The organism is Cytophaga hutchinsonii ATCC 33406 (assembly GCF_000014145.1).
Lineage (GTDB): Bacteria > Bacteroidota > Bacteroidia > Cytophagales > Cytophagaceae > Cytophaga > Cytophaga hutchinsonii.
Genome location: NC_008255.1, coordinates 939,020 through 955,021, shown reverse-complemented (window position 1 = coordinate 955,021; position 16,002 = coordinate 939,020). Strand labels below are relative to the sequence as shown.

6 protein-coding genes are annotated in these 16,002 nt (G+C 40.4%); 1 reads left to right on the top strand and 5 read right to left on the bottom strand.

Translation table 11 applies throughout. The features are described from left to right. Positions 1 to 341: 341 nt before the first annotated feature. The 5 genes from CHU_RS04090 to CHU_RS04070 form a co-directional block, all read right to left on the bottom strand. A complete protein-coding gene (locus CHU_RS04090) occupies positions 342 to 3,482 on the bottom strand; it encodes a T9SS type A sorting domain-containing protein (RefSeq protein WP_011584239.1) in 3,141 nt (1,046 codons plus the stop codon). Between the two features lie 474 nt (positions 3,483 to 3,956). After that, complete coding sequence (locus CHU_RS04085) at positions 3,957 to 7,511, bottom strand: T9SS type A sorting domain-containing protein (protein ID WP_011584238.1); 3,555 nt, start codon at positions 7,509 to 7,511, stop codon at positions 3,957 to 3,959. 318 nt (positions 7,512 to 7,829) lie between these two features. Further along, positions 7,830 to 11,084, bottom strand: a complete 3,255-nt coding sequence (locus tag CHU_RS04080; RefSeq protein WP_011584237.1) for a hypothetical protein — start codon at positions 11,082 to 11,084, stop codon at positions 7,830 to 7,832. 232 nt (positions 11,085 to 11,316) lie between these two features. Continuing rightward, complete coding sequence (locus CHU_RS04075; protein WP_177254137.1) at positions 11,317 to 13,944, bottom strand: T9SS type A sorting domain-containing protein; 2,628 nt, start codon at positions 13,942 to 13,944, stop codon at positions 11,317 to 11,319. A gap of 463 nt (positions 13,945 to 14,407) precedes the next feature. Next, positions 14,408 to 15,367, bottom strand: coding sequence for an SDR family oxidoreductase (locus CHU_RS04070; protein ID WP_011584235.1), 960 nt, complete (start codon positions 15,365 to 15,367; stop codon positions 14,408 to 14,410). A 148-nt stretch (positions 15,368 to 15,515) separates the two neighbouring features. Here CHU_RS04070 and CHU_RS04065 point away from each other — a divergent pair, with 148 nt between their 5' ends. Beyond that, positions 15,516 to 15,908 (top strand): hypothetical protein, encoded by a 393-nt coding sequence (locus tag CHU_RS04065; RefSeq protein ID WP_041932185.1) that lies wholly within the window; start codon positions 15,516 to 15,518, stop codon positions 15,906 to 15,908. Positions 15,909 to 16,002 lie beyond the last annotated feature (94 nt).

Genomic DNA, 16,002 nt, shown 5'->3' with positions numbered 1-16,002 from the left:
TTTTACACTATTAACATATGTTAATTTTAATTGAATAATAAATCACTATAAATGAACTAATTAATAGGATTAAATGTTTTAATGCGTTTTTTTACACCATGTAATATTTTTGTGTGATTTATTTTTAATAAAGATTGCAATTGAACGAAGAATACAAGCTTCGCTTTTGAATTACACGTAAATATGTTGATTCAAAAAATACAATTAAGCAAACAGTATCAGCAAAATTCCATTCACATTACAAAACACGTAAAACAAAAAAGGAAAACTTTTCAGTCTTCCTTTTTTGTTTTACATATGCATTACCAGGTATTATTTTTAATCCGGCACTATTAAATGGCTTATTTTAGTAAACTGATCATTCCCGCAAACGTATTTCCATCAACCGTTACTTTAACCAGATAAGCACCTGCTGAAAGATCTGAAGAAATAAATGTTGCACCTGCTGCGAGTGTGTTTTCCATAGCAGCTACAGATTTTCCGCTCATATCCAGAACTTCAATCGTAGCTTTGCTGCCTCCAAAAACATCTGTCTGAACCACAAAGCCTTTATCTGTTGAATGAATCTGAAGCCCTTTGTTATTTTGTGCAGCTGTAGTACCTGTAGTAATGTTATTCTCTGAAATACGCAACTGAAGCTGGAAACGGTTTCCATCATCCGTACGCAGTCCGCTAAACATATAATCGGATCCGGATAAAAGATTTTCTGTTCCTAATTTTTTATCTATTAATACATAGTCTGTAGCAGGGTCACTGTTAGTAATCGTTAAGCTGTAGTTACCATCTGCCGGAATATATACAGCCAGATCAATGATTGGCAATGCTGAAGGATGCGCTACAGAGTTAACAGAATAAATATCTTCACCAAGTACCGTATAAACAGAAGGGCTCGGACCACGGCTTAATAACTTATACGCATCCCAGTCATCATCAAATGAATTTGTTGCCATCTCATTAAAGCGTACAACAGCATCATCCCACTGTTCTGCATTTGCTGCTGTTATTTTGATTCGGACAGTTTCATCCGAACCGTTACGTAAGAACGAAGGATTCTGTAAACTAACACGCGCTGCATTATTGATCGCAACACTTGAATTACCTCCGGTACCTGTTGTAGACACCATGAATGATTGCATTGCCGGTATATACTGTGTACCGCCATTTGTGCTTACACCTGCAACGTATGAAGAAACTTTACTGCTTGCTGCATCCCAGTAATAAATAGCGTTGGCCACATTTGTTTTTGTCCAGCCTGCCGCACTTGTCCAATCCAGCGCTGATGGATATGGATTTCCGATTAAGATATATTTACCTGCTGCTGCATTGGAGTAAGTTGTTGCCGGTAATGTATAGCTATGATTATACGTTCCGGTAAAGATCAATGGAGCGGCATTCGGTAAAGCAATAGAGAAACCAGTACCCAGAGGCATTGCTGTAGTCACATCTGTTACAGCTGTCCACCCTTGTGTAGCAAAATTCTTTGCATACATTTTCCAGTAGTTGTTATAGTACAATGGTGTGGTTGCTCCAACCTGTGCAGATGTGACACCGTTAAAAGGCGCACTGATATAATGTGTACGTGCTACCACATCACGGCGGCCGGTTACATTACCGCTGATACTTCCCGCATCTGTTGAATTGTAGGCTATGTTACCACCATTATCAAAATTCACTGTAAGATTAGCGTTGGTTGTTAATACACCGCTTGTTAACGTTAATGCTCCTTTTAATGTAACCGCTGAAGATAAGGCTACACCACCAGAAGTATTTGCAACCTGTACATTGTACAATACCGGAACACCGCTTATTGTCTGTGCACTGCTTCCTTTAAACGCTACCGTTGAACCGGCATTCGTTGTAACTGTACCATTATTAATAATATTCCCATATGCATTTAATACACCAGATGAAGTAATTGTTAATGAAGCTCCGGAATTAACCGTTGTTTTATAACTGGATACACTTGTTGAAATTTGAGGGTAATTAGGTGCACCTGCCGGAATTAAAATACTATCTGATGCTGTAGGAACAGAACCGGAACTCCAGTTTGACATGGTTGTCCAGGCACTGTTTGTTGCCCCCGTCCAGGTGATCACACAGGATGATACCGTTATTGTCTTATTGGAAGGTGTATAACATCCGTTGCCTGAATAGGTTATTACAGAAGTCCCGGCAGAAACACCTGTTACCACACCGGAAGAAGATACTGTTGCAATATTGGGAGAAGCACTTGTCCATCGGCCGCCGCTTAATGAATTTGTAAGTGTTATAGCAGAACCTGTACATACCGTGCTTGCACCTCCAATAGCCGGAGTTGTTGAAGCTGTTACCCAGAATGAGGATGTTATGGTCAATGTATTGCTGTTTATTGTAACACCATTTAATGTGTATTGTCTTTTGTAGTAGGTATATTGAGCAGCCGGTGAACCGGTAGTTGAATAATTCTGTCCGGTATTTGCACCCGGGGCATTTGTAAAGCCGCTTGAAGCACTGGTAACACTTACCAGCCACTTATAAGCAGCTCCGGCAATAGCTGGCCCGGTTATTATAACACTGCCTCCGTTACAGGTGGTCATATTACTTGAAGTAATGACGTTACTGCCCCCACAAGGACCTGTCGGACAGCTGTATCTTTCTCCAAAAACAGAACCCTGGTAACTATCGGAATTTAATGAACCCGTTGTTGTTAATGTACCCGTACCGGTAACATTTGCTGTATTGTTTCCTGACTGATAATTACCGTTAATAGACACATTCCCATTAATGGCAAACTCTGCATTCGAATCATTTTTAACATCACCGCTTATATATAAGTTAACATTTGAGCCAACCGTTAACTTTGTTGAATTTGAGAAATATGCCCCCGAAGTATTAGGTGTACCTATAATGGTATCGTTACCCGAACCTGAATACGTTAATTTTGAAGTACCATCCATTTTAAACCCGCCTCCTCTGATCTGAAGAGCACCGGCAACAGTTACATTCGATGCCGCCGTCTGATACATGCCTAAAATGTTGTTGCCTGATGCGGCTGCTTTTACAATCACGGAGCCACCTGTCTGAATATCCAGAGCCGTTGCTGCTGAACTATTGATATTGATTGCGGCTGTCCCGCTTGCTGAGCCCGGATTAACAATCAATTGACCGCCGTTTTCAATCACTACAGCACCATTGCTGGATGTACCAATAGATAAGGTACCGTTTACAATCACGATAGCTCCGCTTTTTACAATTAATGTACCTGCAGCACCGTTACCTACGGTTAAAGTACCATTAAACGTTGTTGTCCCCCCCGAAATAGTTAGCGTACTGCCGTTTGCGATTTTGCTGGCACCTGTATATGCTTGTGAGGTCGATATTGTCTGGCTGGAAGTTGAATTTAACTCTGCCACAGCCAAAAAACATGTATTTAAAAAGAAGATTGTAAAAACAACTCTTTTAAGGAATACATTTACTGGTTGAAGATGAAAGAAGGTATTCATAGCTTTGCTTGATTAGCGTTTGGGTTTTTATTTTTAAATAAAAATATCTTCAGGAAAAATTTCCGTCTGTTTTTTTATTCTCTAGAAAACTAACGAAACCACCCCACAATCGGTTTTAAGCGCTTTTTACAAGAATGTAATATGCACGCATAAAAATAACATTAACACAGATTAATCAATTTGTTAACATATGTTAAATATTAAAAACTACTAATATTCGCTGAAAATGCATATTACATGTTTAAACATTTTATTTTGTACATGTAATATTTACTATATTTTACAGGAGAGAAAATTTATGGATTCAAAAAATAAGTCCTGAATTCAAAAAGCGGTATTGCAAAAAGACTCTTTACTGTGTTCTTAAAAATCAGCGAAGCTTATTAAGCCATCAGACATAAATGAAACATCCCATTCCCATGATAATTCATGAAAATGGGACGCAATAATACTATAGTAAATACGCTGAAAAATTTACCTGATCAGTGAAATCATTCCTGAAAATTCTTCCTCTGCCACAGACACTTTAATAAGGTAGGCCCCATCTGCCAGATCCAGCGGAACAAACGTAGTACCACTGTTTAAATTATTTTGCGCCATTACCTGAATTATTTTTCCAGTCATATCCAAAATTTCTATACGTGCGTCATTCGCAGCATACATGTCTGTCTGAATAACAAAACCTTTCGGTGCAGCATTAATTTTCAAACCGCTGTGTGCCTGAGTCTGGTAAATACCTGTAGTAACTGCTGTTCGTAACTGAAGTTCAAAACGATCGGTATTATCCGAAGCCAGACCAACAAATGTATAGCCGGGTCCTGAAATCAGGTTTTCTATTCCAAATTTTTTATCGATCAGCACGTAATCAATTGCCGGATCGCTTTTTACTACACTTAATATATAATTACCATCGGAAGGTAATTTTACAGACACAGGAATACTGGACAACGCAAGCGGATCCGCTACAGAATTGATGGAGTAGAGGGTTGAGCCAAGGGTTGTATAAATAGAAGGCGCAATTCCATAATTAATAATTTTATAGGCATCGAAATCAGGGTCGAAATCGTTTGTTGCCATTTCATTAAAACGAATTACGGCATCATCCCACAAATCACTGTTTTCTGTCTGAATTTTAATCCGGACTGTTTCATCGGCACCTTCCCGCGCATATGCCACATTCTGGTTACTCACACGGGCATTATTATTAATGCCTAAACTAGCCATTCCGCCGGAACCTGTAGTTGTTACCATAAATGCCTGCATTGCCGGAATATATTTTGAAGCATTAGGTCCTGAAGTAACTCCCCCTACCCAGCTTGAGATCTGATTTGTAGAAGCACTCCATAGATAAATGGCATCTGCAATATTTGTTTTTGTCCATCCGCTTGTGCTGCTCCAATCTAATGTTGATGGATATGGGTTTCCAACTAACATATATTTTCCTGCTACGGTGTTTGAATACGATGTACCGGTAAGTTGAAAGTTGTGGTTATACGTTCCTGAAAACAGCAAAACAGAAAGAGAAGGAAGCGCTACCGAATATCCGGTACCTAATGGCATTGCCATTGTGGCATCTGTTATCGCATTCCAACCCTGGTTATCAAATGATTTAACATACATTTTCCAGTTACCGTTGTAGAATAACGGCGTGGTTGCGCCTACCTGTGCTGAACTTACTCCGTTAAAAGGGGCGGCTACATAATGCGTACGGATCAATGCATTTCTTCTGCCGGCAACATTTCCGGAAATACTTCCTGCGTCTGATGCAGCATATCCAACATTCCCTCCATTATCGAACTCCAGGGTAAGATTGGAATTTGTTGTTAGGGCACCGTTTAGCAAGGAGATTGTACCGTTCGCTGCAAGTGGTGAAAGTACGGATACACCAGCAGCGTTATTAATATTTAAATTATAAATGGAAGGCACACCTGTAATTGTTTGTGCTGTAGTACCTGTAAAACCAAGTGTAGAACCTGAAGAGGCTGTAAACGTACCGTTGTTCACAACATTGCCGGTTACATTTACTGTACCGGCAGAACTGATGGTAAGGCCTGCTCCGGAATTAATGGTAAGATTTTTTGTATTGCCTGTTGCTCCCGCACTAACAACAGGCTTTGACGCAACATTAGCAATAGTAACATCTTCTGTAGCGGCAGGAACAATAGACGGCGACCAGTTAGCAGCAGTACTCCAATCAGACCCTGCAGAACCGTTCCAGGTTTTTGCGCATGGAGACACGGTAACAGTTACTGTTGCTGTATTACCGGCGCAAGTAGTAAGCGGTGTAACAGAAATAACACCGGATGCGGTACCAAACAGCACACCTATTGATTGTGTTGAAGATCCGCTGCTGATTGTTGAACCGGATGGAAGTTTCCAGTCATATGACGTAACAGTATTCGTGATTGAATAAGTGCCTGTACCATTTTGACAAGAAGAACCGGAACCTGTAATAGCAGACGTTACAGGTGTCATATTTGTGCTTACAATGGTAATGGATTGTGTTGCTGTAGCATTGCTGCATCCTGTAGCAGCCGGGGCAGTATAGGTTATCGTATACGCTCTTGCTGTACTTGAGCTCCCTGTAATGATTCCTGTTAAGCTGTTCATAGATAAACCTGTTGGCGAGGAAGAAAATGTACCGCCGGTGGTTCCCGTGATTAGCGGAGCCTGAGTAGTTGTATTTTTACAATACGTTGTATACGGATATGCAATTGCTGCAGCCGGCTGAACGGAAAGCGCTACAGCTTTTGTAGCAACCGTTACACCTGTAGCATTGCCGCAGATATTTGCAGGAGTAACGCTTATCGCACCTGCCGTTGTCCCCATTGTAACCGTTATGGTATTTGTACCTGCACCGCTTGTAATACTCGCTCCCGGCGGTACAGACCAATTATACGTTGTTGCTGCATTAACACCTGAAACAGCATATACAAAACCACCTGTGCTCTGGCACGCTGTTGCCGCGCCGCTGATAGCTGCTGTGCCTGTTGGTACACCAGCCGTAACAGCAAGCGAAGCGGTTGTTCCTGCACAGGTCGTATTTGTTGGTCTAACAGAAATATTTCCTGACGTTGCCCCTGCTGTTACCGTGATTGTTCTGGTATTTGCACCTGATGTAATGACTGTTCCTGCCGGCAAGGTCCATACGTAGCTGCTTGCACCGCTTACCGGATTTGTTGTATATACCAGATTGGATGTGCCCGAACAGATCATTCCCGGGCCGGTTACAGGCAGCGCGGTCATGCCGGCAATGCACCCGCCGTTGCACGGCCCGGCATTGCAATCACCGGATGAACCAAAGATGGTACTTGAACCCAAAAATGTACTGTTGGTCATTACACCATTACTGGTAATACTTCCCGTACCTGTAACCGTTGCACTTGCTAAAGCTGTTGCATTCGATACATACTTTCCGCCTATGGCAATGATACCATTCACAACAACACTGCTGTTTGTATTTAAAAAGTTTCCGCCAACATTTAATATACCTCCTTCATCAACAATAATATTTGAAGCTGTAATATCTAAATTGCCTGTAATGTTTAGTGTGGCTCCTGCATACACATGTATTGTTCCAAAATACAAATCACCGCTCCCCATTGTTACAACTGCAGGCGCATTGATATTCAGATCACCTCCTCCTGTTAACAGATGATCCCCCATTTTCAAAACCATTGTACCGGTGGAGTTTGAATTAAAGGTATAAATGCCGCCGCTGTTTATTGTTAAATCCGCATTTAATGTCATTATGTTATTTACAGTAACCTGATCTGTACTGCCTGGAACTCCCGAAGATGTCCAGTTTGCAGCGACATTCCAGTTACCGGCAGCTGCAGAAGTTTTTACAGCTGCATGCCCTGAATAACTTAGTAAAAGAAAGAAAAGCATAGATAAAGCCACGGCTTTAATTTTACCTGTACAGAAAGTTAAGTTGAAATATTCCTGTTTCCGTTTTTTTACTTTGTCAAAAGTGTGATCAGCAATCAGATTCTCATTTTCAATTTTTATTCGTAAAAATTTTTCCATAATAACTCTTTAAAATTGACCGGCAATAAAAATTACCGGCATAAACATTGAATCTGTTTCAACGAGCGCTTAAAAAATTATGTTTGGAAAAAAAAGTTTAAAAACTTACACAAAAATCACACATGAATCTAACCTTCTTAGTTCCAATGTGAAAAATTTATAAACAATTGTATACGGAATACTTAACTGTTAACATATGTTAATTTTATTCATCATTTATGAATCATTTTAATACATTTGTTAACAATACTTACATCTATAAAACAGGAAGACCATAACACAATGTGTTATGGTCTTCCTGATAAAGTAATTCTGCCTTTATTTTATAACAGAAATCAAGCCTGCAAATTTTTTATCTGAAACAGTCACATTAACCAGATATGCACCTTCAGGAATTGCTGAAGGCACAAATGTTGTACCTGCTGCAAGATTTTCATTCGATATAACTTGAATCACTTTACCTGCCATATCAGAAATTTCTATTACCGCTGCTTCGCCTGCGAATTCCTGTGTCTGGATAACAAATCCTTTTGTTGAAGAATTAATACGTAAGCCGCCTGCTGCATTGCCTGACTGTATACTTGTAGCAACATTGGTTCTCAGTTTAAGTTCAAAACGACCTGGATCATCTGAAGTAAGCCCGCTAAACGCATAGGTTGGATCTGACAGCAGATTTTCTGTGCCATTTTTTTTATCTACTAACGTATATTCTATCGTTGGATCGTTTTGAGTAACAACCAATTCATAATTACCATCAGCCGGCAATTTTATGGATACAGGTATATTAGGCAAATCAGAAGGTGATGCTACAGAATTTATGGAATATGGCGTTTCATCCATGGTTGTATAAATGGATGGCGCAACTCCGTAATTTAAAATTTTATATGCATCAAGCTCAAAATCAAAATCATTTGTAGCGCCTTCATTAAAACGAATCACAGCATCATCCCATAAAAGATGATCTTCGGTTTGTATTTTAATCCGCACAATTCCATCTGAAGCGATACGTGCAAACGACGGATTTTGTGTGCTGATACGTGCGGTATTATTTATAGAAACACTTGATGTTCCACCAGAGCCTGTAACTCTGACAAGAAAGGACTGCATGGCCGGTATGTATTGTGTTCCGTTAGGACCTGTGCCTACACCTGCTACATAGCTTGAAGACTGATTGGTACTTGCACTCCACAAATAAATGGCATTGGCTACATTGGTTTTAGTAAAACCTGTTGCTGATGTCCAGTCGAGAGTAGATGGATATGGATTCGCAACCAGAATATATTTATTGGCAACTGCATTTGAATATCCCGTACCCGTTAATGTATAACTGTGATTATAGGTACCTGTCATAATAAGCGAAGCTGTATTCGGGAAAGCCAATGAATACCCGGTACCCAACGTCATGGCTGTTGTTGCATTGGTTACAGCAAGCCAGCCCTGCGAAGTAAAATCCCGCTCATACAATTTCCAGTAATTATTATAATATAACGGTGTGGTGGCTCCTACCTGCGCAGTTGTTACGCCACTGAAAGGCGCTGCAATATAGTGCGTGCGTATCAGACCGTCCCTCCGGCCGGTGACATTTCCGCTTATACTTCCTGCATCTGCAGCATTATACGCGATGTTACCTCCGTTATCAAAGTTGAGCGTAAGATTTGAATTGGTTGTAATAACACCGTTTGATAAGGTAAGGGTGCCATTAACAGTAAGCGCGGATAGTATTGAAAAGCCTGCGGCATTAGTTACCTGTACATTATATAATGATGGTACACCAGTAATGGTTTGTGCCGAACTCCCGGCCATAACAACCGTTGACCCGGCAACGGTTGTTATGGTGCCGCTGTTTGCAATGTTGCCATATGCATTTAAAACACCGCTGGCACTTACCGTTAGTGCAGCACCGGAATTGATTGTTAGATCAGCAGCCGTTGATGAAGCTGAAATTGTTGGCTGGAAAGCAGTACCTGAAGGAATGGTCACACTATTGATATTTGTAGGAACAAATGCAAGATTCCAGTTACCGGCTGTATTCCAGCTTGTACTTACTGTACCTGTCCATATTACTGCACACGGAGATACTGTTGCTGTGACAGCTGTTCTTGATGCTGTTGTGCAACCGGTAGCTGTAGCATCAACATAATAGGTTGTGGTACTGCTTACCGTTGGACTAAAACTGACACCTGTATTTACCAATGTACCGCCAACGGATGCATCGTACCAATTAATTGTTGCTGCACTTGCGGATGCTGAAAGTGCTACACTTCCGGGACCGCACCGACTTCCTCCGGTAACGGAAGCAATGGCAGGTATTGTATTAACGGTTGCTGTAACTGCTGTTCTGGCTGCTGTTGTACAGCCACCGCTTGCAGTTGTTGCAGATACATAATACGTGGTAGTTCCTGTAACTGCAGGTGAATAACTGTTTCCTGAAGCTATGCTGGCGCCCCCTGTCAATGCAGCATACCAATACACCGTTCCGGCACTTGCTGCTGCATTTAATGTTATACTGCCATTCCCGCATCTGCTGGCCGGAGTAGTGGAGGTGATAGCAGGAATTGGAATAACAGTAACGGATACGGCAGAACTTGTTGCCGTGCACCCCAGTTGTGTAATCCGTACTCTGTAATAAACAGATGAAGCAGGACCTGCATTATATGTGGCTGCTGTAGCGCCGGATATGTTTGAAAAAGGCCCGGTTGCAGATGAACCTGATTGCCATTGATAGGTTATTGTACCTATAGTAACAGGCGAAAATGTGCCCGTAAGCGTTGTAGAAGAGCCGGCACAGACAGAAGCTGAAGAAGGCGAAACCGATGCCGTACTTCCACAGGATGTATAGGTGCATGATGCAGCACAATCTATAATACTTCCATACACCGTTCCGGTAAGAATGGTTGCTACGCTACCCGTACTTTTCATGGTACCTGTACCATATATAGCAGATAACGCATCTCCCGTATAATTACCGTTAACAATAAGATCGCCGTTAATCAGAGGAGAATTGCCATACACCAGCATATTTCCATTTACAATCAATGTACCACCCTCATCTATTGTAACATCTGACAAGGCTGCAAAGGTAGCCGCCCCTACTGTCAGTACTGCACCGTTGCGTATAATCAGTCTTCCAAAATCATTTACAGTAAGTGCGCCTTCAAATGTCATATTTGATTTTACCTCAAGCGTTCCGAATCCCCCCAGAAGTGTTCCGCCTACCGTTAACGTATATGCTGTGCCCCCGGGTGCATCAATTGCAGGAGAATTAATCGTGTAATACCCTCCTGCAGAAATTGCAATATTGGTATTTATTGACATTGTATGATTCACATTCGCAATATCCCCGCTTGCCGGTGCACCTGTGGTTGTCCAGTTTGTACCCGTATTCCATGGGCCTGCCGTATTGGTTGATTTTGTTGCAGCCTGCACAGAATATTGCAGCATAAAAATTACTGCCCAAACAAGAAAGTTTTTTCTAAAGTTTTTTGTGAGCCTGTTTTTTTTTACATCGTCTTTACCGGAAAGTCTGTAAAAGCAACACAGATAACTGCGTTGAGTTAGTAGAAAATGTTCCATAATTGTAGCTGTTTGTGTTGATCGAATGCATTTTTTCTTTTATAAAATATATAAAAACCCCATTTAAAAACATAGTCTTTATTGAAAAAGTGCAATGTGCTATATGAGCATCTACGAAAGATCTAAACAAAAGATTTACAAAGGATGCTTGTTTATAGAATAAACCGAAAATAAAAAATAATGCCTCTCAATTTGGATTAAGGGGCATTATTAATTCTAAAAAATGGATTAATTATTTAACAAGGGATATCATCTGTGCAAACACGTTGTGATCAATGTTCACTTTTACGATATAAGCTCCCTCTGCAAGATCAAGCGGAATGAATGTAGTATTGTCGGATATATTTTTACCTGAAAGTACTTTCACAACTTTACCGGTTACATCCAGAATTTCAATGTTTGCTGTACTGCCATTGAATTGGCTGGTTTGTATTACGAATCCTTTTGAAGAAGAATGTATTTGAAGACCAGAAGCTGCATTTGCCGTATGTGTTCCTGTTGTAACACTTGTTCTTAATTGCAGTTCAAAACGATTCGCATCATCTGATACCAAACCACTGAATACATAAGACGGGCCTGAAAGTAAATTTTCTGTACCAAGTTTTTTATCTATCAATACATACTCTGCGGATGGATCACTTTTCGATACACTTAAGGTATAATTACCATCAGAGGGAAGTTTTACAGTTACCGGAATAGTTGGTAATGCAGCAGCATCCGATACGGAATGAATGGAATAGTTGTTTGTACCGGAAGTCGTATAAACAGATGGAACAAACCCTTGATTTATGATTTTATACGCATCAAATTCTGCATCAAACTCACTGGTTGCATTTTCATTGAATCGCACTACCGCGTCATCCCATAAATCAGGATTTTCAGTTGTTATCTTAATACGTACAATTTCATCTGATGCTACCCGCGCATAAGAAGGATTCTGCGTACTTAAACGTGCTGTATTGTTAATAGCAACACTTGAATTTCCTCCGGTACCTGTTGTTGCTACAAGAAACGCCTGCATTGGACCTATATATTGAGAACCATTAGGTCCTGTTCCTACATTGGCTACCCAGCTTGATGTCTGGCTGCTTGCTCCGCTCCATAAATAAATAGCACCGCCTACATTTGTTTTTGTAAATCCGGCTGAAGTCCAGTCTAACGTTGATGGATATGGATTACCAATCAGTATGTATTTACCTGCAGCAGCATTAGAATAATTGGTTGCCGGCAACGTAAAGGTATGACTATAACTTCCTGTCAGTATCAATGAACTTGTATTGGAAAAAGCAACTGAAAACCCTGTTCCCTGTGTAAGTGGAGTGGTTGTATTGGTAACAGCTACCCATCCCTGTGTTGTAAAATCTCTGGAATACATTTTCCAGTAATTGTTGTAATACAACGGGGTTGTTGCACCTACCTGTCCTGAAGTTGAACTGCTGAACGGAGAAGCGATATAATGTGTACGCACCAATCCGTCTCTGCGGCCGGTTATCTCCCCCGTTATACTGCCGGCATCTGCAGGGTTGTAGGCAATATTTCCTCCGTTATCAAAGTTTAGGGTAAGATTAGAATTTGTTGCAACTGCCCCATTTGTTAAAGTAAGCGTACCGTTTACTGTTAAAGCGGTAAGTATTGAAATACCTTGTGTATTATCTACGGATACTTTATGTAAGGAAGGTATGCCATAAATAGTTTGCAGGGTACTTCCTTTAAATGCGACAGCAGCTGTTGGTACGGAAGTAAACGTACCGTTATTTACAATATTTCCATAAGAATTTAAGGTACTGTTTGCCGCTAATGTAAGTGAACTTCCTAAATCAATGGTGATGCTCTTAACATTTACTGAACCGCTGATAACAGGCTTGTTCACTGGCAGTACGGGTATTGTAACATCATCCGTCGCAGCGGGCACACCGGCTGGACTCCAGTTTGTTGCCGTTGCCCAGTTTGTTTCCGTTCCGGAAGTTCCACCCAGCCATGTTTTACTACATGTGCTGATTGTTACCAGAGATACCGGAGTAACACTTGTACAGCCGCCAATGGTAATTTTAACCCTGTAATAAGTCGTAACACCCGGTGTTGCAGAATAGGTATTTGAATTACCGTTTACCAGAATATTTGAAAAACCAGCTTCTGTATTGGTTAAGCTTGATTGCCATTGATAGGTAGGAGACGATCCGGAACTGAATGAAGCCGTTAATACTACAGCTGCTCCGGATGTACAGTATGTAGCCGCTCTCGGTAATGATGAAACAGTTCTTCCGCATAGATTTCTACCGCTGCACGGGCCGCCGCAATCCGGATTGATAATACCGAAAATGGTACTTCCGTTCAACCCTTTCATGTGACCCGTTGTAGTAATATCTCCCGAACCGGTTACAGTAGCTGTTGCGTTCTGTCCGTCGTACGTACCGGAAATAGTAACCAACCCATCTACGTGAATATCTCCGCCGTTATTTATATAACTTCCTGTAACATTAAAATTCCCTCCTGCTTCAACATTAATTTTTGTACCTGCCTGGTTAATCTGATTGGTAACGGTTAAAGTAGCACCTTCATACACATTAATCGTTCCTCCGTTTAAGTTGATCCCGCCTGCAAATGAAACATTCGCATTGATGTTCAGCACTGCCGTTGAGCTTGACATACCCAATGACAATGGAATGGATGATCCGTTTGAACCGGGTGCAAATGTATACGTTGTGTTTGCACCAATGTTGATGTTCACATTCGTAAAGTCCATCACATGGTTAATAATCACAACATCGCCGTCTGCAGGTAATCCAGCCGACCATTTAGTTGCATCTGCCCACGCACCTGCTGCTGTTGTAGAGGTCGTTTTTGCCTCCGTATATGTCATTTGTAATGAATAACACATAAGTGTAACAAAAAATGTCATAAATACAGAAGTATATCTTCCCGTAGAAAAAATACTTGTATTCAAAGATTTATAGAATTGCATAGTCTGAAGGATTTACTTAGTTGACAACTATCGAGGTTATGAAACTATTAAACGCTCAATAGGCTTATTATTAATAGTATAAAAATATAAAATATTAACGATAGTTAAAGAAGTTGTTATTCAAATAAATTCAAAGTTCCTCTTTAAAGAATGTTAATTATAAAAATAATTATATACAGAAGGTTTTCTAGCTATAAATAAAAAACAAACAACTGAATTATATATATACTTTTTCTATGTAATATTTTCCGTAGTTCTATTTTTTATGGATGAAACAAAAAAAAGCAATCAACGTAGCACGTACGTTTTTATGTTTTATACAAAGCAGAAAAATTGTTTTCCTGCACGCTTTTAATACAAATTATTCACCTTGATTCTTTTTAAACCAGTCGAAGGTTTTAATTAATCCTTCTTCAATCTGTATTTCGGGTTTATATCCAATGTGCTTTTGCGCTAAACTGATATTGGCCAGACTGTCTTTTATATCTCCTTGTCTTGGATCCGTATAATGGGGCTTAATGTCTGAGCCGGCACAGCCTGCAAGTATAGCATATACACGGTTCAAGGAAGTTGTTGAGCCGCAGGCTACATTATAATATCTGTTAAACGCATCTGCATTATCTGTAGACAGTGCTTTTATATTCATTTGTAATACATTATCAATAAAGGTAAAATCGCGTGTCTGGGAGCCATCTCCGAAGATTGTAGCCTGCTGCCCATTTAATAATGCAGTTATGAATTGAGGTATTACGGCAGCATATGCTCCCTGCGCATTTTGCCTGGGACCAAACACATTGAAGTAACGCATAGCAATAAAACGAAATGGATAGACGTTGCTGAACGCCTTTGCATACAGTTCAATACTGCGCTTACTTGCAGCGTACGGAGACAACACATTACCCAAACGGTCTTCTTCCTTAGGTGAACCCGGATCATCTCCATAAACCGAAGAGGAAGATGCGTACACGACACGGTCTGCACCTGATTCTTTTGCAGCATGAAAAACATTCATGGAACCCAGCACGTTTGCATTATTACTGGTCATAGGATCTTTTAGCGAACGCGGTACAGAACCAAGTGCAGCCTGATGGCTGATCACTTCGATTCCCTCTACTGCTTTAACTACATCTTCATAGTTACGGATATCGCCCTCAACAAATTCATATTTGGGGTGGGTCAAAAATTCATGTATGTTGTGCTGGTATCCTGTTGAAAAATTATCCAGTACACGCACCAGCTCAACATCACTTCTGTTCAATAACGCTTCTGTCAGGTTTGAACCGATAAACCCTGCTCCGCCTGTAATCAATATTCTTTTCATAATAAACGCTAAAGCGTAAATATAAAAAAAGTATTACGTTTTATGTGTTAAGTTTTAGGTATTAAGTTCTGCCAAGCCTGCACGTATTTTAATCCTTAAAAATCAAGGTAAAAGTTTTAACTTGCAGCTTCTAACATCAATCAATAAAATGAATATCTCTGCTGATTTAGAAGCGTACAGAAAATTATTCTGGGATGCGTTTCACAGACCTCAATTAAAGGTGGCAAAATATGCTGAATTATGGCAGAGTCTTGATCTTATTAATGATGTGCTGGCCGGTCCTTTTTTCTCTATGTACGAGAACGGGCACATTCATTATGTGTTTGAAGATAAAGAGCGTTTTCCAAACATCAATTCATTAGAAGATTTTAAAACATGGGCAACGTATCTGATCAATGTATACCACGATGAAGTTGAATCTCTGGATAAGCCTGCAACCAAGGACGAAGAATATGACCTGCACGTACTGCGTTTTCAGACGGAAACTAAAAATAAGTTATTGACACTCGCGCTTAACATTCAGGGAGAAAAAGAAGCTTGATGCCTAATACTAAAGGCTGAAAGCGTTGCCCGCAATATAATTATAAAGGAGATGGCCTGTATAAGGAACGTATTCTTAATACAGGCCATCTCCT

Coding starts and splice junctions, on each gene's coding strand:
- CHU_RS04065 (WP_041932185.1), top strand. CDS start 15,516: ATGAATATCTCTGCTGATTTAGAAGCGTACAGAAAATTATTCTGGGAT.
- CHU_RS04080 (WP_011584237.1), bottom strand. CDS start 11,084: ATGGAACATTTTCTACTAACTCAACGCAGTTATCTGTGTTGCTTTTAC.
- CHU_RS04085 (WP_011584238.1), bottom strand. CDS start 7,511: ATGGAAAAATTTTTACGAATAAAAATTGAAAATGAGAATCTGATTGCT.
- CHU_RS04075 (WP_177254137.1), bottom strand. CDS start 13,944: ATGACATATACGGAGGCAAAAACGACCTCTACAACAGCAGCAGGTGCG.
- CHU_RS04070 (WP_011584235.1), bottom strand. CDS start 15,367: ATGAAAAGAATATTGATTACAGGCGGAGCAGGGTTTATCGGTTCAAAC.
- CHU_RS04090 (WP_011584239.1), bottom strand. CDS start 3,482: ATGAATACCTTCTTTCATCTTCAACCAGTAAATGTATTCCTTAAAAGA.